15 protein-coding genes are annotated in these 18,635 nt (G+C 72.4%); 12 read left to right on the plus strand and 3 right to left on the minus strand.

Going from position 1 to position 18,635, the window contains the following annotated elements; genetic code table 11:
* Window positions 1–8: 8 nt before the first annotated feature.
* The 7 genes from nosR to KGA65_RS00555 all read left to right on the plus strand — a co-directional run bounded on the left by nosR (window position 9) and on the right by KGA65_RS00555 (window position 10,276).
* A complete protein-coding gene (gene nosR, locus KGA65_RS00525) occupies window positions 9–1,415 on the plus strand; it encodes a response regulator c-di-GMP phosphodiesterase, NosR family (RefSeq protein WP_225861185.1) in 1,407 nt (468 codons plus the stop codon).
* A complete protein-coding gene (locus KGA65_RS00530; RefSeq protein WP_225861186.1) occupies window positions 1,408–3,591 on the plus strand; it encodes a PAS domain S-box protein in 2,184 nt (727 codons plus the stop codon). Before nosR ends, KGA65_RS00530 begins: the two co-directional genes overlap by 8 nt.
* Complete coding sequence (locus KGA65_RS00535; RefSeq protein ID WP_225861187.1) at window positions 3,588–6,521, plus strand: EAL domain-containing protein; 2,934 nt, start codon at window positions 3,588–3,590, stop codon at window positions 6,519–6,521. Before KGA65_RS00530 ends, KGA65_RS00535 begins: the two co-directional genes overlap by 4 nt.
* A complete protein-coding gene (locus tag KGA65_RS00540; RefSeq protein ID WP_225861188.1) occupies window positions 6,518–6,700 on the plus strand; it encodes a hypothetical protein in 183 nt (60 codons plus the stop codon). Before KGA65_RS00535 ends, KGA65_RS00540 begins: the two co-directional genes overlap by 4 nt.
* The gene (locus tag KGA65_RS00545; RefSeq protein ID WP_225861189.1) at window positions 6,693–7,550 is read left to right on the plus strand and encodes an HDOD domain-containing protein; all 858 of its coding nucleotides are present in this window, start codon (window positions 6,693–6,695) and stop codon (window positions 7,548–7,550) included. The genes KGA65_RS00540 and KGA65_RS00545 overlap by 8 nt, the downstream gene beginning before the upstream one ends.
* Before the next feature lie 34 nt (window positions 7,551–7,584).
* Window positions 7,585–8,160: a response regulator gene (locus KGA65_RS00550; RefSeq protein WP_225861190.1), complete on the plus strand. Its 576-nt coding sequence runs from the start codon at window positions 7,585–7,587 to the stop codon at window positions 8,158–8,160.
* Between the two features lie 112 nt (window positions 8,161–8,272).
* Complete coding sequence (locus tag KGA65_RS00555; RefSeq protein WP_225861191.1) at window positions 8,273–10,276, plus strand: GGDEF domain-containing protein; 2,004 nt, start codon at window positions 8,273–8,275, stop codon at window positions 10,274–10,276.
* 20 nt (window positions 10,277–10,296) lie between these two features.
* Here the strand turns inward: KGA65_RS00555 and KGA65_RS00560 are convergent, their stop codons facing one another.
* Window positions 10,297–11,034, minus strand: a complete 738-nt coding sequence (locus KGA65_RS00560) for a sulfite exporter TauE/SafE family protein (protein WP_225861192.1) — start codon at window positions 11,032–11,034, stop codon at window positions 10,297–10,299.
* 31 nt (window positions 11,035–11,065) lie between these two features.
* On the minus strand, window positions 11,066–12,361 hold the full coding sequence (locus KGA65_RS00565; protein ID WP_225861193.1) for an MFS transporter: 1,296 nt from the start codon (window positions 12,359–12,361) through the stop codon (window positions 11,066–11,068).
* A gap of 75 nt (window positions 12,362–12,436) precedes the next feature.
* Between KGA65_RS00565 and KGA65_RS00570 the strand changes: the two genes are divergently transcribed.
* Genes KGA65_RS00570 through KGA65_RS00585 form a run of 4 tightly spaced genes read left to right on the plus strand, consistent with a single transcriptional unit; the run spans window position 12,437 to window position 16,865 of the window.
* On the plus strand, window positions 12,437–13,210 hold the full coding sequence (locus KGA65_RS00570) for a DUF3348 family protein (RefSeq protein ID WP_225861194.1): 774 nt from the start codon (window positions 12,437–12,439) through the stop codon (window positions 13,208–13,210).
* A 13-nt stretch (window positions 13,211–13,223) separates the two neighbouring features.
* Entirely contained in the window at window positions 13,224–15,530 is a 2,307-nt protein-coding gene (locus KGA65_RS00575; protein ID WP_225861195.1) for a DUF802 domain-containing protein, read from the plus strand.
* Complete coding sequence (locus tag KGA65_RS00580) at window positions 15,530–16,234, plus strand: OmpA family protein (RefSeq protein WP_375142592.1); 705 nt, start codon at window positions 15,530–15,532, stop codon at window positions 16,232–16,234. Before KGA65_RS00575 ends, KGA65_RS00580 begins: the two co-directional genes overlap by 1 nt.
* The gene (locus tag KGA65_RS00585; protein WP_225861197.1) at window positions 16,227–16,865 is read left to right on the plus strand and encodes a DUF2894 domain-containing protein; all 639 of its coding nucleotides are present in this window, start codon (window positions 16,227–16,229) and stop codon (window positions 16,863–16,865) included. Before KGA65_RS00580 ends, KGA65_RS00585 begins: the two co-directional genes overlap by 8 nt.
* 21 nt (window positions 16,866–16,886) lie before the next feature.
* Here KGA65_RS00585 and KGA65_RS00590 read toward each other — a convergent pair whose 3' ends face one another.
* On the minus strand, window positions 16,887–18,089 hold the full coding sequence (locus KGA65_RS00590) for an MFS transporter (RefSeq protein ID WP_225861198.1): 1,203 nt from the start codon (window positions 18,087–18,089) through the stop codon (window positions 16,887–16,889).
* Window positions 18,090–18,355: 266 nt separating this feature from the next.
* Between KGA65_RS00590 and KGA65_RS00595 the strand changes: the two genes are divergently transcribed.
* Window positions 18,356–18,613, plus strand: coding sequence for a hypothetical protein (locus KGA65_RS00595; RefSeq protein ID WP_225861199.1), 258 nt, complete (start codon window positions 18,356–18,358; stop codon window positions 18,611–18,613).
* Window positions 18,614–18,635 lie beyond the last annotated feature (22 nt).

An 18,635-nucleotide genomic window follows, 5' to 3' on the forward strand; every position in this document is an offset into this window, starting at 1 on the left:
CCCCTGCCATGACGAGCGCCGTCCCCACCTTCTCTCTGGAGTCTCGCGCCCCGTCCGGTGGCGCAACGCTGCTGTTGGTTGACGACGAGTCCGGCGTGCTCAACGCGCTGCGCCGCCTGTTCCGCCCGCAGGGCTACACCGTGCTGCTGGCTGGCAGCGGGGCGGAAGGGCTGCAGATCCTGGCCGAGCAGCCGGTGGACCTGGTGCTGTCGGACATGCGCATGCCGGGCATGGATGGCGCGCAGTTCCTGGCCGAGGTGCGCCAGCGCCATCCGCAGGCGATGCGGCTGCTGCTGACCGGCTACGCCGACATCGGCGCCACGATCGCGGCCATCAACACCGGCGAGATCCACCGCTACATCGCCAAGCCCTGGCACGACCCCGACCTGCTGCTGACCGTGCAGGAGGCCTTGCAGCGGCGTGCGCTGGAGCAGGAGAACCAGCAGCTGCTGGGACAGGTCCAGGCGCAGAACCAGGCGCTGTCCCAGCTCAACCAGACGCTGGAGCAGCGCGTCCAGGCCCGCACCGCCGAGATCGAGCAGATCAATGACATGCTCGAGAAGGCCTACGAGGAGCTCAACGAGAACTTTCTGGTGGCCGTCACCGTGTTCTCGGGCCTGCTGGAGATGCGTGAGGGCGGCGTGGCCGGCCATGCGCGGCGGGTGGCCTCGCTGGTGCGGCGCATGGGGCCCCACCTGCAGCTGGATGACCGGGCGCTGCAGGAGGTCTACCTGGGTGCGTTGCTGCACGACATCGGCACCATCGGCTTCCCCGACCGGATGCTGGGCAAGCCGCTGTCGCTGTTCAGTCCGGACGAGATGGTGCGCTACCGGCACCACCCCAAGGATGGCGAGGCGGCGCTGATGCCCTTGGCCCGGTTGCACGGGGTCGGGCGCATCGTGCGCCAGCACCACGAGCGGGTGGACGGCAAGGGCTTTCCCGATGGCCTGGAGGGCGAGGCCATCGTCCTCGGGGCGCGCATCGTCGCGGTGGCCAGCGACTATGACGACCTGATCCACGGCGCGCTGTCGGAGCGGCCGCATTCGCCGCCGCACGCGCTGCAGATCCTCCACGGCGGCATTGGCAGCCACTACGACGGCCGGGTGGTCGCCGCGCTGGAGGCGGCCCTGGCCGAGCCCGATCCCGAAGCGCGCGATGACGACCTGATCGAGGCCACCCAGTTGCGCCCGGGCATGGTGCTCGCGCGGGATCTGCTCTCCGCCAAGGGGGCGCTGCTGCTGGCGGCCGGCTATGTGTTCGAGGAGCGGGTGATCCGGCAGATCCGCGAGTTCGTGACCGGCGAGGGCGTGAAGCTCACGCTGCACGTGCGGCGCACCCCGCTGGCGGCCCCCGGGCTGGCGCCGCGGCTGGCCCCGGCTCGGTCCCCCCGCGACGAAGGAGCGTTCCATGCCTGAAGACAGCGCAACGTGCGCCGGACTGCCGGCGGCCGAACGGGCGGGGTTCGACGCGATCGGCGTTCCGGTGCTGCTGCACCAGGGTGAGCGCCTGTTGCACGCCAACCCGGCCATGTTGCGCCTGCTGGGCTGCACGCAGGCCGAGGCCCAGCAACTGGCACTCACCAGCCTGGTGGCCGACACGGAGCGCGAGCTGCTGCGGACCCAGGCCCTGGCCTGCCTGGCGCCGGACGCGGCCGAGCTCCCCGCACTGACGCTGACGCTCTGCTCCCGCCAGGGCGTGCGCCGCGCGGTGGAGTGGACTTCGCGCCGGCTGAGCCTCCCCGAGGGGGACGCGGTGGTGGTGACCTGCCAGGACCTGAGCGACATGCAGTTCGTTCAGGACAGCCTGCAGCAGCTCAGCCAGATGCTGCACCAGATCATCGAAGGCGGGCCGGTGGCCACTTTCGTGGTCGGGGTCGACCACCGGGTGACGCACTGGAACCGGGCCTGCGAGCGCCTGACCGGCCTCAGCGCGAGCGAGATGCGTGGCCGCACCGGCGCCTGGCGGGCCTTCTTCCCGGCCGAGCGCCCGGTGCTGGCCGACCTGATCGTGGACGGCGCTTCCGAGGACGCGCTGCGCGAGGCCTACCGGGGCCGCGGCCAGCCCGCGGCCGATGCCGGCGAGGGCGCCTGGGAGGTGGAGGACTTCTACCCCCTGCTGGGGAGCGGGGGCCGCTGGCTGTACTTCACCGCGGTGCCGCTGCGCGATGCCAGCGGCCGCATCATCGGCGCCATCGAGACGCTGCAGGACGTGACGCAGCGCCGGCTGGCCGAGGAGGAACTGCGCCGCCACCGCAACGAGCTGGAACAGCGGGTGCAGGAACGCTCCGCCGAGCTGCGCGGCACGCTGCGGCAGCTGGAGGCCTTCATGGAGAATGCCCCCATCGGCGTGGCCCGCACCTGCGGTGGCCAGATCGTCCGCCACAACCACAAGCTGGCCCAGCTGTTCGGCTGGGACGAGGGCCATGCGCTGCCGGCCGACACCAGCGCGCTGTTCCGCACGCCCGAGGAGGCCGAATGGGTCACGGCCCAGGCCCGGCCGGTGTTGCAGCGCGGCCAGTCCTGGCACCACGAGATGTGGCTGCGCCATTGCGATGGTCGCCCGCTGTGGGTGCAGCTGATCGCCTACCCGGCCGACACAGAGCAGCCCGACAGTGGCGCCTGGTGGCTGCTGGAGGACCACACCGAGGTGCGCCGTGCGCAGGACGAGCTGCGCGAGAACTACGACCAGCTCAAGGCCACCCTGCGCAAGCTCGAGGATGCGCAGAACCAGCTGCTGCAGTCCGACAAGATGGCCTCCATCGGCCAGCTGGCGGCGGGCGTGGCGCACGAGATCAACAACCCGATCGGCTTCGTCAGCTCCAACCTGCACACGCTGAAGGGCTATGTGGGTCAGCTGCTGGGGCTGATCACCGCCTACGAGCAGGCCGCCACCCTGGCGGGCGATGCCGGGCAGGAGCAGGTGGCCCAGGCCCGCGAGGCGGCCGAGATCGACTACCTGCGCGAGGACCTGCCCGCCTTGATGACCGAGAGCGAGGATGGCCTGGCCCGGGTCAAGAAGATCGTGCAGGACCTCAAGGACTTCTCCCGCCTGGACCAGTCCGAGTGGCAGGAGGCGGACCTCAACGCCGGGCTGGAATCCACCCTCAACGTCGTGATGCACGAGGTCAAGTACAAGGCCGAGGTGCGCAAGGCCCTGACGCCGCTGCCGCTGGTGCGCTGCCTGGCGGCGCAGCTCAACCAGGTCTTCATGAACCTGATCGTCAACGCCGCCCACGCCATCCAGGGCCGGGGTGTGATCACGCTCTCCAGCGGGCATCGCGAGGGCTGGGTCTGGATCGAAGTCGCCGACACCGGCTGTGGCATGAGCCCCGAGGTGCAGCGCCGCATCTTCGAGCCCTTCTTCACCACCAAGCCGGTGGGCAGTGGCACCGGGCTGGGCTTGTCGCTGTCCTTCTCCATCGTGCAGAAGCATGGCGGGGTGATCCGCGTGCATTCGGTGCCGGGGCTGGGCAGCGCGTTCCGGGTCTGGGTGCCGGTGGCTGGCCCGGGGGAGGAGGGCGTGGTCGGCATTCCGCCGGACCTGCCCTGGACGAGCGTGGCCCCGGCTCCCGCCCAGGAGGCCGCGGCATGAGCATGCTGGTCGACGCCTCGGCCCTGCTGCAGCCCCGCCAGGACGGCGGAGTGGAACGCTGGGCCGAACAACTGCTGGCCCGCACCAAGGTGGCCCTGCTGCTGGCGGACCATGAGCGCCTGCTCTATGCCAACCCGGCGGCGCGCCGCCTGCTGGGCTGGGGCGAGGCGGAGCCCTTGAGTGGCCTGACGCTGCTGAGCGCCGTGGCCCCCGAGGACCGGGCACGCCTGGCCGAACAGTTGCAGCGGCGGCTGGCCGGGGAGCCTGGCCACTTTTGGGATCTGCAGGGCCTGCGGCGCGACGGCGTCCGGCTGGACCTGCGCCTGTACGGCCAACGGGTGAGGGTCGACGGCCGCGTGGCGGACCTGATCACGCTGTTCGACATCAGCGAGACCCGCGAGGCCCTGCGGCAGGCCGAATGGCAGGCCGACCTGCTGGCCCGCAGCGAACAGCTGTCGCATGCCGGCTCCTATGTGCTCAGCTGGCCCGAAGGGGTGCTGCGGTCCTCGCAAGGCCTGCGCGAGCTGACCGGTGAACGCGCGGCGACCCACCTCACGGGGGACGGCGCCCTGGCCTGGGTGGCCCCGGAGGACCGCGCCCGCGTGGCGCAGGCCTGGCAGGCGGCCACGCCGGGCACGCCGTTCGAGTTGCAGCACCGCGCGCTGGGGCCGGCCGGCCAGCTGCTGCAGCTGGTGCACCGGGGGGTGTTGCAGCCGGTCAGCGGGCCGGCCTCGGGCCTGCAGGGCATCGGTCTGGTGCGGGACATCACCCGCCAGCACGAGGCCGAACAGCGGGTCCAGACCCTGGCCCAGTTCGACGCGCTGACCGGTCTGGCCAACCGGGCGCACTTCCTGAACCAGGTGGCTTCGCGCAGCCAGATTGCCCACTGGGACCGGGTGCACTACGCGCTGATGGTCGTCGAGTTGCCCCAAGTCCAGGAGCTGCGCGGCACGCTGGGCCATGCGGCGGCCGAGAACCTGCTGCTGGCGGTGGCCTCGCGCCTGAACCAGCTGGCGCGCGACCATGAGGTGGTGGCCCGGGTCAGCGGCCTGGAGCTGGCGCTGATGACCGGTACCGGAGCCACCTTGAGCGGCGAGCAGGCCCATGAGCGGGCCCGCGCCCTGCTGGGCGCCCTGCAGGCACCGGTGCAGATCGGGGCCACGGAACTGCTGCCCCGCTGCCGCATCGGCCTGGCCCTGTATCCGGGCGATGGCCAGGACGCAGTGAGTCTGCTGGAGGCGGCCGAGAAAGCCTGTGCGCTGGCCGACGAGACCGCCGGCGTGGCCTTTGCCAAGCCAGAGGCCCACGCCCAGGCCCTGCGCGAGATGCAGCTGGCCGCCGCGCTGCGCCACGCCATCGAGCAGGACGGGTTGAGCCTGCACTACCAGCCGCAGGTCTCGCTGTCCTCGGGCGAGCTGGTCGGCGTGGAGGCCTTGCTGCGCTGGCACGGCACCCCCTGGGGCGAAGTTCCCCCGGCCGAGTTCATCGGCGTGGCTGAGCGGGCCGGGCTGATCCATGCGCTGGGGCAGTGGGTGTTGCGCACCGCCTGCCGCCAGTGGGGCGCCTGGCACCGCAGCGGCGTGCCGGTGCCGCGGGTGGCGGTCAATGTCTCGCCCTACCAGCTGGGGCAGGGCGATCTGGCCGCCCAGGTGCAGCAGGTGCTGCTGGACACGGACATGGACCCGCGGGCCCTGGGCATCGAGCTGACCGAGAGCGGGGTGATGGACGACCCGGTCCGGGCGGGCGAGACCCTGCGCGAGCTGCGGGCCCTGGGGGTGGAGGTCTCGCTCGACGACTTCGGCACCGGCTACTCCAGCCTGAGCGCCTTGCGCAGCCTGCCGATCGACGTGGTCAAGCTCGACCGCTCTTTTGTCAGCGACATGACGCTGGTGCCCGAGAGCGCCAGCCTGATCCGCGCCATCATCCTGATGGCCCATGGCCTGCACCTGAAGGTGCTGGCCGAAGGGGTGGAGAGCGAAGGGCAGCTCAGCCTGCTGGTGGGCATGGGCTGCGACCAGATCCAGGGCTTCTGGTTCAGCACCCCGCTGCCCGCCGAGGTGCTGGCCGAGCGCCTGCGCGCGGGCTGGCGGCTGGACCACCAGCACACCACCCGGCGTGACAACCGCCGCACCCTGCTGCTGGTGGACGACGAGGAGAACATCCTCGCCGCGCTCAAGCGGCTGCTGCGCCGCGACGGCTACGAGATCCTCACCGCCACCGACGCCACGCAGGCGCTGCAGTGCCTGGCCGAACATCCGGTCGATGTGATCCTGAGCGACCAGCGCATGCCGGGCATGACCGGGGTGGAGTTTCTGCACCGGGCGGCCGCGCTCTATCCCGACACGGTGCGCATGACCCTCTCGGGCTTCACCGACCTGCAGTCCATCATCGACGCGGTCAACGAAGGCTCGGTCTACAAGTTCCTCACCAAGCCCTGGGAGGACGACCGCCTGCGCGCCCATGTGGCCGAGGCCTTCCAGCGCAAGGGCATGGCCGACGAAAACCGGCGTCTGACCGATGAGCTGGCCACCGCCAACAGCGCGCTGGCGCGCGTCAACGCCCAGCTCAGCACCGCGCTGGAACGCCAGCGGGAGCAGGCCCTGCTGCTGCAGGCCAGCGTGGGCGGCGTGCGCGAGATCCTCGACAGCCTGCCGGTGGCGGTGCTCGGGCTGGATCCGGAGGACTTGCTGGTCTATGCCAACGGCCGGGCCCACCAGCTGTTCCCGCCCGGGGACCTGGCGCTGGGCCTGCCGGCCCGGCCCGGCGTGGCCGCCCTGCGGGGGGTGGGCGCCGTGGTGCAGGGGGACGTCCACGGCCAACCCTGCCAGGTGTGGCGCCATTGCCTGGCCGAACCGACCGGGGCCAACCGCGGCGAGGTGCTGGTCTGCCTGCCCGTTTCTTCTGCTTCCTGTCCTGGAGATTCACCATGAATCGGCCTGTCGAGTGGCCCGTCCCGCCGGTCCCGCCCGTGTCCGCCACGCCGGCCCCCACGCGTCTGGACCATCTGTTCCGGCGCACCCTGCGCGAAGGGCGCATCCATCCCTTGCAGCCGCTGCTGCGCCGCTACCGCGGGCAGACCATGGCGGAGGAGGAGGCCGGCCATGCCTGAGACCCCGCTGACGCTGGCGCAGATCCAGTCCTGTGTCGAAGCGCTGCCGGCCCTGCCGCAGGCCGTGCGCGAGGTGATGCAGGCGCTGGAGCGCGACGACATCTCGGTCGACCGTTGCGTGCACCTGATCGAGCAGGACCCCGCGCTGGCGGCCCGCACGCTGCGGGTGGCCAATTCGGCCTTCTATGGGATGCCCGGCCGGGTGGCGCGCATTGGCGATGCGGTCACGCTGCTGGGCCTGCGGGCGGTCTCCGGTGTGCTGCTGGCCGTGTCGCTGGGCAGCCGGCTGGACACCTCGCGCTGCATCGGCTTTTCCTACCGCAGCGCCTGGCGCCACGGCATGGCCACGGCGCTGGCGGCGCGGCTGTTGGCCCCCCGGTTGGCGCTGGACGCGGACGAGGCCTTCGTGGCCGGGCTGCTGCACGACATCGGCAAGCTGGTGCTGGCCGCGCACTTCCCGCAGGCCGGTGCCCAGGCCCTGGCCCTGGCCCGCAGCGCCGATGTGCCGGATCTGCAGGCCGAGCAGGCCGCCCTGGGGCTGGACCATGCCCGCATCGGTGCCGAGCTGGCCACCCACTGGCGCTTTCCGCCCGCGGTGTCCCGGGCCGTGCTGCACCACCACGCCCCGGCCGACAGCGCGGACGACATGGTCTGCCGCCTGGCCGGGCTGATCCAGCTGGCCGATGCCCTGGCCCATGCCCTGGACTTGGCCGACGATCCCGACGAGGCGGTGCCCACGCTGGACCCCGCCCTGTGGCAGGCGCTGTCGCTGCCGGAGGACGAGGCCCTGGCCCTGCTGGCCCAGGTGGAGCGGGGCGTTGAAGAAACCTGCCGGGCCCTGGCCGTCTGAGCCGCGCCCGGGCCAACCAACCCAGGAGACAACCATGGCACGCCTGCTGCTGGTGGATGACGAACCGGCCCAGCTGAAGGCCTTGCAGCGCAACCTGCGCGGCCTGCAGCCCGACCTGGACTTCGACCTGGCCGTCGGTGGGGCCGAGGCCCTGGCGCTGGCCCGGGCCCACGCCCACGACGTGGTGGTGGCGGACTTGCACATGCCCGGGCTGGACGGCCTGGCGCTGCTGCGCGAGGTGGCCCGCTGGCAACCCCTGGCCGTGCGGCTCCTGCTGACCGGCACGGCCGACTTCGCCACGGCCCAACGGGCGGTCAACGAGGCCGGGGTGTTCCGCTATCTCACCAAGCCCTGGGACCCCGAGGCCCTGCGGCAGCACATCGGCCAGGCGCTGGACGAGGCCCGACGGCGCAAAGCCGCTGACGAGCAGGCCAGCGCCTGGCAGGCCAGCCTGGGCCTGCTGACTCCCGAAGAGATCGAGCGCCGTCGGCTGGAGGCCGAGGAACCCGGCATCACCCATGTCGACTGGGAGGCCGATGGTGCGGTGCGAATGCCGGCGCTGGATGCCGATTTCGACACGGGCGGGGGGAGCTTGGTGCGGGAGCCCTAAAGTTTTGGCCTGAAAGCGCGATACAACGTCATCGGTAATTTTACTGATGAATTCGATGACGTCCGCCGCTGCCTCCCCGTCCGCTTCATCCGTGCCCTGGTGGCGCGGGTGGATGCCTTCGCGCTGGCGCGGCTCGCTGCTGCTGCGGCTGACGCTGGGGGCCTTGCTGGCGGTGGTGGTGGCCACCGGCTGCACCACCTGGCTGCTGGTGCAGGATGCCGAGCGCGACACCGAGGAGCGGGCGCACCAGATGGTGCTGCAGGAGGCGGCCCGCAGTGCGGGGCTGCTGTCCCGGCAGCTGGTGGACCGCCAGCGGGCCCTGGCGGCGGCGGCCAGCACCGTGGCCGAGCTGCAGCAATGGGATGTCTCGCCAGGGCGCCGGCCGGGGCTGCATGTGCTGTTCAAGCGCGTCTTCCTGGCCGATCCGCAAGGGGCGCTGATCGGCAAGAGCGCTGGCGCGGCGGAGCCCGACCGTTTGCTGGATTCCCTGGGCAAGCAGGCCGGTTTCCAGGCCGCCGTGCGTCAACGGCGGCCGACGATGTGGTGGTTCCACGCCAGTGAAGGCCAGCTCAGCCATGTGGTGCTGGTGCAGCCCATCGAGCGGGCGGGGCAGGTGCGTGCGGTGCTGGGGGGCGTGCTGCCCTTGACCCTCAACGAGGGGCTGCTGCGGGATGTCGGCGACGTCGGCCCCGATTTCGGCGAGGGGGCCAGTTCGACCCTGCTGGCTGTCACCGATGCCCAGGGGCAGCCCCTGGTGCAGGGGGAGCCCACGCGCGGGATGCCGGCCGCGCTGCGCGACCAGAACCTGGCTCGGGCCCTGGCCCATTGGCGTGAGGCGGGTAGCCCGGTCGAGCCAATGGGCCTGGTGTGGGCCGATGGGGACCAGTTGCTGGTCGGGGCGGGCATTCCGGGGCCGGACTGGATGGTCTGGCGGGCCTACTCGCGTGTGGCCATGCTGGCGCCGCTGGACGCCTTGCGCACCCGTTCGCTGCGCTGGGCCTTCGGGGTCGCCCTGGGCCTGGCGCTGGCGCTGATGCTCTACCTGGGCTGGCAGCTGAGCCCCCTGGCCCGGCTGGAGCGGCGGGTGATGGGCATGCTCGATGGCGGGCAGCGTCCGGCCTCGGGCTGGCCGCGGGCGCGTGGCGAGATCGGCGCCCTGAGCACCACGCTGCGCGAGGTGGCCCAGGCCCTGGCCCGCAAGGATGGCGAGAACCGCCAGCTGTTCGAGCAGTTGGAAGGCGTGATGGCGGCCGCGCCGCTGGGCCTGGGCCTGGTGCGGCGCGATCGGCTGACGCTGTTCAACGCCGAGCTGGCCCGGCTGCTGGGCTACACCGACCAGGAGCTGCGCCAGCTGCCGCTGGGTGTGCTGCTGGCCGATGCGGATGAGCAGGGACCGCTGAGCATCGCGGTGAAGAGGGCTTTCCAGTCCGGCCAACCCTACGTGGGCGAACACCGCTTCCTGCGGCGGCAGGGCAGCGTGTTCTGGGGGCAGTTGCATGCCCGGCCGGTGCGCATGGACCAGTTGGAAGCCGGCGTGGTGCTGACGCTCAGCGACATCACGCAGCAGGTGCAGTCCCGCCATGAACTGGAATGGTCGGCCAGCCACGACGCGCTGACCGGCCTGCTCAACCGCGCGGCCTTCCTGGCCCGGCTGGACCGTTTTGTGGACGCCCAGCCGCGCCGTGCGGCCGCCCTGCTGGTCATCGACCTGGACCATTTCAAGCCCATCAACGACACCGAGGGCCACCAGGCCGGGGATGCGATGCTGCAGGCGGTGTCCCGCGTCCTGCAGAACGGGGTGCGCCAGAGCGACGCGGTGGGCCGCCTGGGTGGCGACGAATTCGCGGTGCTGCTGGATGGCTGCCCGCCCGAATGGGCGCAACGCCTGGCCCACAAGCTGCTGGCGGCGGTGCTGGAGGTGCGCCTGCCCTGGCGGGACCATGTGCTGCAGGTCAGTGCCAGCATCGGCCTGGCCTCCTGGGAGGATCGCATGGGCCACGGCCGTGCCTGGCTGCACGAGGCCGACACCGCCTGCTACGGCGCCAAGCGGTCCGGCCGGGCCGGGGTCTTCGTCAGCGTGTCGCCGGCGCCGGCCGAGCTGGCCCAGGTCGGCTGACGGCCACCCAGATCGGCCGATCAGATTGGCCGCAGGAACAGGCCGATCGTCAGCGCCACGCCCAGGGCGACGATGGCCATGCGCAGCAGGCGCTCGTTGACCCGGTGCAGCGCCCAGGCCCCGGCCAGGCCGCCCACCAGCGCGCCGCTGCCCAGCACCAGCGCCGGAACCCAGTGCACCTCGGGCGAAAGCACGAAGAAGGCCACGGCCGAGGCGTTCATGACCCCGGCCAGCACGTTCTTGGTGGCGCCCGCATGGCGGGTGGCCATGCCGGCCATGGTCAGCGCTGCCAGCATCAGAAAGCCGATGCCCCCGCCGAAGTAGCCGCCGTAGATGGCGATCAGGAACTGCACGACCCCGGCGCTGACCGGGCCCAGGTGGGCCGCGTTCTGGCCCGGCTTGCGCAGGAAGCTGCCCCAGGCGAACACCGCGGTGGCGAACAGCACCAGCCAGGGCACCAGGCGGGCGAACACCGACGAGGGCGTGTTCAGCAGCAGCAGGGCGCCCAGCGCGCCGCCCGCCAGGCTGAGGATGAACAGTGCCTTGAAGGGCAGGGTGCCCACGCCACTGACCAGCCGACGGCCGGCCCAACCCGACGACACCTGGCCCGGAAACAGCGCCACGGTGGACGTGATGTTGGCCGCCAGCGGCGACATGCCGGTCAGGATCAGGGCGGGCAGGGTGACGAAGGAGCCACCGCCCGCCAGGGCGTTTTGCAGTCCGGCCCACAGGCCGGCCACCAGAACAATCAACAGCATCGGTTCATCCGTGGGGGGAGGGAATCTCGGGTCAGGGGGCCGTCAGTGGCGGCCCCTGGCGGCGGGACCGCGAGCGTACGACATGCGCGGCCAGCGCGAAGCACAGCAGGCCCAAGACCCCGATCAGCGCTTCCAGATTCAGCATCGCCCGGGCGCCCCAGCGTTCGTAGCTGAGGCCGTCGATCCAGGTCACGTAGCCGATCGGGATGTTCGACAGCGAGGCCATCAGGTTGTACTTGGTGGCCGCCGCGCCGCGGCCGATCACCTCCAGCACCAGGGCCGAGAAGCCGGCGTAGGCCATGCCCACCGCGAAGTTGTAGGCGCTGCTGAGCACCACGAAGCTGGCCTCGGTGTGCGGCGCTTCGGCCATGGCCACCGCCAGCAGCACCTGCAGCGCGCCAAACAGGCAGTAGGCCCATTTGCGCTCCAGCCGGTCGCACACCCAGCCGCCGATCAGGCAGCCTGCCGCCGAGGCCACGCCGCCCAGTCCGCCGTTGACCAGGGCCACCGTGTTGGCGCTGGCCTGCCAGTCGCCGGCCATCACTGACCACAGGTTGGAGGCCGCGCCGCTGCCGATCGGCAGGAAACAGACCAGCAGGGCCAGCCCCCCGGCGCGCGAGGAGACCACCGACCACAGGTCGCCCCACAGGCCCCAGGCCACGCCCTTGAGCCGGGCCAGCCCGCTGGCGTGGCTGGCGCGCGCATCGTGCGGGGTCTTGGCCGGCTCGGCCAGCAGCAGCAGGGGCAGGCAGCTCAGGCCGCACAGCGCGGCCATCAGCCAGCCGGAGGCCAGCACCGAGACCTGCCAGTCCTGCACCAGCCACAGGGCCAGGCCACCGCCCAGCGCGCCGCCGCCCAGGTTGCCGGCCTGAAACCAGCCCGCGGCCCGGCCCTTCTCCTCGTCGGCGGTGCTGTGGGCCATCAGGCTGTCCACCGCCATGCCGGAGACGGTGCTGGTGACGTTGGTGATCAGCATCACCACGGTCAGCGCGCCCCAGTGCAGTGCGTCGCGCGAGAACCAGGCCATGCCCACCATGCCCAGCGCGGTCACCAGCGTCGAGGCCAGGTACCAGTGGCGCCGGGTCCAGCTCAGGTCCACCAGTGGGGCCCAGAAGAACTTCCAGGTGTTGGGCACATAGCTCAGCGCTATCAGCCCGGCGATGGCGGCGGCCGAGACGCCGGCCTGCTTCAGTTCATAGGCCAGGGCCACGCCCAGAAAGCCGCCCACCAGCCCGAAGGGCACGATCAGCACCATGAAGATCCAGGGCGGCGCCGAGGGCCGGACGGTCGGGGCGAGGGCGTCGGTCGGGGCGGTCGGCGTGGGCATGTCGCAAGGCGGTGGGCAGCGAAGCGGCGGATGGTAGCCCGCCCCGTAAAATCCAGCCTTTTTCCCTGCGCATCCGTGGCTTCCTCTTCGGCGCGTGCCGCCGCCCCCTCTTCGCCTGTGCCGCCGGCTGCCGCTGCGGGGCTGCTGGGCGGCTCCGCCTTCATCCGCCTGCTGGCGGCCTGGGGCGGGGCCGTGCCGGCGGCACAGGCGCGGGCGGCCTTTGGCGAGCGGCTGAGCGCCTGGTTCGACTGGACGGATGCGATCGCGCTGTCTTCGGCCCTGGGCGGGCCGGCCGCGCCGGTGCCGCCGGGGCTGTGGAGCCCGGCCGAACGCCTGGCCACCGAGGAGCGCGAGCTGGCCCGGGTGCGGCAGCAGCTGCTGGCCCATCTGCGCGGCGAGCCCGCCGGGCCGCGGCGCACGGGCGGCGCGGCCCGGGTGGCGGTCTCGCCGCGGGTTCAGGCCCGGCTGGCGGCCGAAGGAGCCGAGGATGAGGGCTTCGCACTCCACCGGCAGCGCTACCTGGCGGCGCAGAAGGCCATGGACAACGCCATCGGGTCGCTGCGCCAGCGGGTGCGGGACGCGGTGGCGGCCGCCTCGCCGGCGCTGGCCCATCTCGCCACGCTGGATGTGGTGATGGAAGACGTGGTGGGCGCGCAGGCGCGCAGCCTGCTGGCCCAGGTGCCCAGTCTGCTGGCGCAGCGCTACGAGCGCCTGCAGGCCGAGGCGGCCGACGACCTGAACCCGCGGTTCCAGCGCGAGCTCCAGCCCCTGCTGGAAGCCGAGCTGGCCTTCCGCCTGCAACCCGTGGAGGGCCTGCTGGACGCCTTGCGCCAGGCCACCACCTCCTGACTTGAACAAACCGATGAACCGATCGCTGCAACTGTTTGTCTTCCTCGCCGGTCTGGCGGGCATCGTCTGGGTGGGGGCCGGCTATGTGGGCGTCAACCCGCTGGCCCTGGCCGTCACCGTGCTGATCGCCGCGCTGTATGGCACCGGGGCGCTGGAGCTGCGTCGCTTCGCCCGCGAGACCGTGCTGCTGAGCCAGAGCGTGGCCGCGCTGACCGAGCCGCCGGCCACGCTGGCCGCCTGGCTGGAGGGCCTGCCGGCGGGCCTGCGCAACGCGGTGCGGCGCCGGGTGGAGGGGCTGTCGGCGCCCCTGCCCGGGCCGGCGCTGGCGCCTTATCTGTCGGGCCTGCTGGTGCTGCTGGGCATGCTGGGCACCTTCCTGGGCATGGTGCTGACCCTGCGGGGCACCGGTGCCATGCTGGAACTCTCCACCGACCTGACCGCCGTGCGCGATGCGCTGGTCACGCCGGTGAAGGGCCTGGGCCTGGCCTTTGGCACGTCGATCGCCGGCGTGGCCGGCTCGGCGGCGCTGGGCCTGCTGTCGGCCCTGGCGCGGCGTGAGCGCCTGGCGGCAGTGCAACAGCTCGACGCGGCCATCGCCCAGCCGCTGCGCGGCTTCTCGGCCGTGGCGCAGCGAGAAGAATCCCTGCGCCTGCTGCAGCAGCAGACGGCGCTGATGCCAGCGCTGGTGGACCGGCTGCAGGCCCTGGTGGAGGGGCTGGACCGCCGCTCGCAAGACACGCAGGACCGACTGCTGGCCGGGCAGGCCGAGTTCCACAGCCGGGCCGAGGCGGCCTACAGCGGCCTGGCCAGTTCGGTGGACCGGTCCTTGCAGCAGAGCCTGGACCGCGCGCTGCAGGAGAGCGCCCGCGCCACCAGCGCCACGCTGGCCCCGGTGGTGGAGCGCACGCTGGGCGGCATCGCCCAGCAGGCCCAGGCCCTGCAGCAGGCGCTGGCCGGCAGCGTGCAGCAGCAGCTGGTCCAACTGGGCCAGGGCTTCGAGGCCAGCCAGGCCCGCGTGGCCGAAGGCTGGCAGACCGCGCTGGCCGCGCAGACCCGGGCCCAGCAGGTCCAGGCCGAGGCCCTGGAGCAGGCGCTGCACGGTTTCAGCACCCAGTTCGAACAGCGCGCCGCCGGGCTGGTGAGTGCCTTGGCCGAACAGCAGCAGCACAGCCAGGCCGGGCAGCTGGCCCAGTGGCAGGCCCAGATGGACCAGGCCCGCGAGGCCCAGCAGGCCGCGGCCCAGCGTTTCGAGCAGCAGGCCGCTGCGCTGGTGGCGCGCCTGGCCCAGGCCCAGGCCGCGCAGCAGGCCGAGACCACCGCCCGCGACGCCGCCCACCTGGCCGAGATGCGCAGCGGCCTGCAGGGCCTGACCGAACGCCTGCAGGCGACCTGGGCCGAGGCCGGCCGCGAAGCCCTGACGCAGCAGCAGCGGGTGGGCCAGGCGCTGGAAACGGCCTCGGCCCGCTTCGAGCAGCACGCCGCCACGCTGGTGGCGGGCATCAGCCAGGCCCAGGCGGCGCTGGAGGCGGCGGCCGGCGAGCGCGACGCCGCGCGGCTGGCGGCCATCACCCAGGCGCTGGAGGGCGTGTCCGCCCAGCTGCGGCAGCACTGGGGCGAGGCCGGCGCGCAGGCCCTGGCCCAGCAGCAGCAGATCTGCGAGACCCTGGCCCGCACCGCCCAGCAGATCACCGCCCAGGCCGAGGCGCATGTCCAGAGCACCGTCAGCGAAGTCAGCCGCCTGGTGGACACCGCGGCCCAGGCCCCGCGTGCTGCCGCCGAGGTCATGGCCGAACTGCGCCAGCAGCTGTCGGCCAGCATGGCGCGCGACAACGCACAGCTTGACGAGCGGGCCCGCCTGCTGGCCACGTTGGACACCCTGCTGGGCGCGGTGACCCAGGCCGCCACCGAGCAGCGCGGCGCGATCGACGCGCTGGTGGCGTCGTCGGCCCAGACACTGGAGGCCGCCGTCACCCGTTTCAGTGAGACCCTGGCCGCCCAGGCCCAGCCGCTGGGCGAGGTGGCCGCGCAGCTCACCGATGGCGCCGTCGAAGTGGCCAGTCTGGGCGAGGCCTTTGGCCAGGCGGTGCAGCTGTTCAGCCAGTCCAGCCAGCAGTTGGGCACGCAGCTGGAACGCATCGAGACCGCGCTGGGCCAGTCGCTGGCCCGCAGCGACGAGCAACTGGCCTATTACGTGGCCCAGGCGCGCGAGGTGATCGACCTCAGCATCCTGTCGCAAAAGCAGATCCTGGACGACCTGCAGCGCATCGCCAGCCAGCACGGGGCGCCGGCCGAACGGGTTGAAGGAGGGGCCACCGCATGATGGGCGAAGCCCAGCACGGCGACGTGGCCGAGGCCGATCTGGAGGCCACTGCGCCGGTCTGGCCGGTGTTCGCCGACCTGATGTCCGGCCTGGTGGGCGCGCTGGTGCTGATCCTGCTGTGCGTGCTGGCCGCCCAGTTCGAGCTCAGCAGCCGGCTGGACCGCGAGGTGCAGCAGCGGCAGCTGGAAGCCCAGCGCCGCCAGGCCCTGGAACAGGCGCTGGCCGGCCCGCTGGCGGCCGGGCGGGTGACGCTGGACCACGGCCGCATCGGCATCCGTGGCAGCGTGCTGTTCGCCTTCAACTCGGCGGACCTGCAGCCCGAGGGCCGCCAGCTGCTCAAAAGTCTGGCCGCGCCGCTGGGCGCCTACCTGAAGGCGCGCGACGAGGTGCTGATGGTCAGCGGCTTCACCGACGACCGCACCGTGCGTAGCGGCGGCGGCAAGGCGGCGGCCAAGACCCCGGCCGAGCGCCCCTTTGCCGACAACTGGGAGCTCTCCGCCCAGCGGGCCCTGACCGTCACGCGCGCACTGATCGAGGAGGGCGTGCCGGCCGGCAACGTCTTCGCGGCGGCCTTCGGCTCGCAGCAGCCGGTGGCGTCCAATGCCGACGCCGAGGGGCGGGCCCGCAACCGCCGGGTCGAGATGGCCCCAATGCCCCGCCCGGCACGCAGCGGTGCACCCGCTTCCGCCCCCGCCCATGGCTGAGCCGGACCGCAGCGCCGACCCGCACATCTGGCTGGCCGCGCTGCAGGCCGCCGGGGCGGACCGTGTCGACCCTGTGCGCTGGGCTTATCTGCAGGCCCTGGCCCGGCGCCTGGCCACCCGGTCCGGCCGCGCCCGGCAGCTGCTGGAGCAGCGGCTGCAGCAGGGCGTGCAGGCGCTGCAGGCCGCCACGGCCGTGCCGGCGCCCACCGTGACGCCGCGTGACGCGGCGCACCCCCTGCAGGCCTTGCTGGCCCGCCTGGCCGACAGCGCGGGGTCGCCTCCCGGGGCCGCCACCCCGCGCGCCGACGCGGGCGCCGCGGCGGCCCGCCCGCCCGATGCCGCGGGGACGGTGCCGCCGCCGGGTGAGCTGAAGTCGGTGCGCCATTTCCGCCATGCCTGGAAGCGCCTGAACGCCGAGCAGCGGCTGGCGCAGTCGCGTGCGGCGCTGCCGCAGAACGCCGGGCCGCTCAACTCCCAGCACCTGGTGCACAAGGCGCTGCAGCAGATGCGCCAGCTCTCGCCGGCCTACTTCGAGCGCTTTGTGGCCCAGGTGGATGGGCTGCTGTGGCTGGAGCGGATGCTGGGCGAGGGCGGCACGCCGCCGGTCCCCCGCAAGGGCGGCAGCCGCTGAGGCCACGCCCCCCCGGCGCGCTCAGGCGCTGCGGGGCAGGGGCAGCGGGGGCAGGCGTTGCGCGGCCGCGGCCAGCACGGCGGACAGCAGCGCCATCGCCGTGCAGAAGATCACCAGCGCCTGGCTCAACCCCAGCCGGTCGGAGAGCGCGCCCATCGCCAGGATCGGCAGGATGGTGCCCAGGTAGCCGACGATCAGGTAAGACGACAGCAGGCCCGGGCGGGTGTCGGTGTTGGCCACCTTGTTGACCACCGACATGCCGGTGACGTTGGCCAGCCCGTGGCCGAAGGAGGTCACCAGCACGCTCAGCACGAACAGGCTCAGCGCGCCGGTGCGGGCCGTCAGGATCAGCAGCAGATTGCACAGGGCCAGCGTGGCCAGGCCGCCCACCGCGCAGGCCTTGGTGCTCAGGCGCCGCGCCATCAGCTGGAAGGCCGAGGACAGGAACAGGATCATCGCGATGGACAGCCCGCTGATGGCCGGGCCGTGCCAGGGCAGCAGCTCGCGCATGAAGCTGGGGGCCAGCGAGGCGTACAGGCTGAACATGCCAAAGGCGGTGAAGGCGCTCAAGCCCCCGATCCAGAAGTAGCGGCGCACGGCCGGGGCCGGCAGCATCACCCGGGGCAGCCAGTCGGCCGCCCGCATCGGCGGCAGGGCCGCACTGGTGGCCTGCGGGGCCGCCAGTGGCCGCAGGGCCAGCCAGGCCAGCCCCCCCAGCAGCAGTGACGGCAGGTAGGCGCTGTGCAGCGGGGCCGGCAGCCACTGGGCGATCACGCCGCCCACCAGCGGCCCCAGGCCGAAGCCCAGCGTCATCGCGAAGGTGGTGAGGGCGGCGGTGCGGCGGCCGTCACCGGGCTGGCCCAGCTGGGACAGGCCGATCGAGGCCGAGGTGGTGATCAGCCCCGAGGCCAGGCCGATGGCCAGGCGGCTGAGCACGAACGAGGCGGGGTTCCAGGCCACGGCGGACAGCAGCACGCCGGCGGTGACCAGCACCAGCGCCCCGCGCAGCACCGGCAGGTAGCCCACGCGGTGAGTCAACCGCGCCAGGAACAGCAGGCTGACCAGCACCCCGCCCATGTAGACCGTGAAGATGTGGGTGATGTCCCCGGCCTGCAGCTGCCAGCGGTCCTGGTAGAGCGGGTAGAGCGGGCTGGCCAGCGCCGTGCCCATCACACCGACACACATGGCAAAGCACACGCGGGCAAAGGGGGTCCAGGACAACATGGGGTGGGTCGGCAGACGTCGGCCCAGTGAAAGTGACCAACCCGTCATTTTATGAGCCCTGCCGGGCCCGGTGGCGGATGTGCACCAGGAAGGGAAAGCGTCGTCCTTCGGCCAGCGCGGCCTCGATGATCTGGGCCCGTGTGCGGGCCGTTTTGTCCGGGTCTGGGCGGCCGGCCGATCCAGAGCGGAAGGCGACCGCAGAAATTGACCTGCAACAGGCACGCTCCCCCCGGGGCATGCTCCACTGAACCCAGGAGGATGTCGTGATGAACCCGGTCCCAGAATCGCTGCACAGCCTGCCGGATTCCTTGCAGGCGGCGCTGGACGGCTATCCCGTGGAGGCCTTGTTGGCGGCGGGTTTGGACAAGCAGTCGGCCTGCCGCACCCTGAAGTGCTGGATCGACACGATCAGCCACGATCTGGAGGTCTTTCCGCCCGCCTCCAACGATGTGCTCGTCTGCATCAAGACCCAGATGGAAATGGCGCGGGAGGGGCTGGCCGAAGTGGTCGACCTGTGTGGCTGACGGGTGCCTGCCGCGCGGCCCG

The sequence above is a fragment of the Ideonella benzenivorans genome, from assembly GCF_020387415.1.
In the GTDB taxonomy this organism is placed as follows: Bacteria; Pseudomonadota; Gammaproteobacteria; order Burkholderiales; family Burkholderiaceae_C; genus Ideonella; species Ideonella benzenivorans.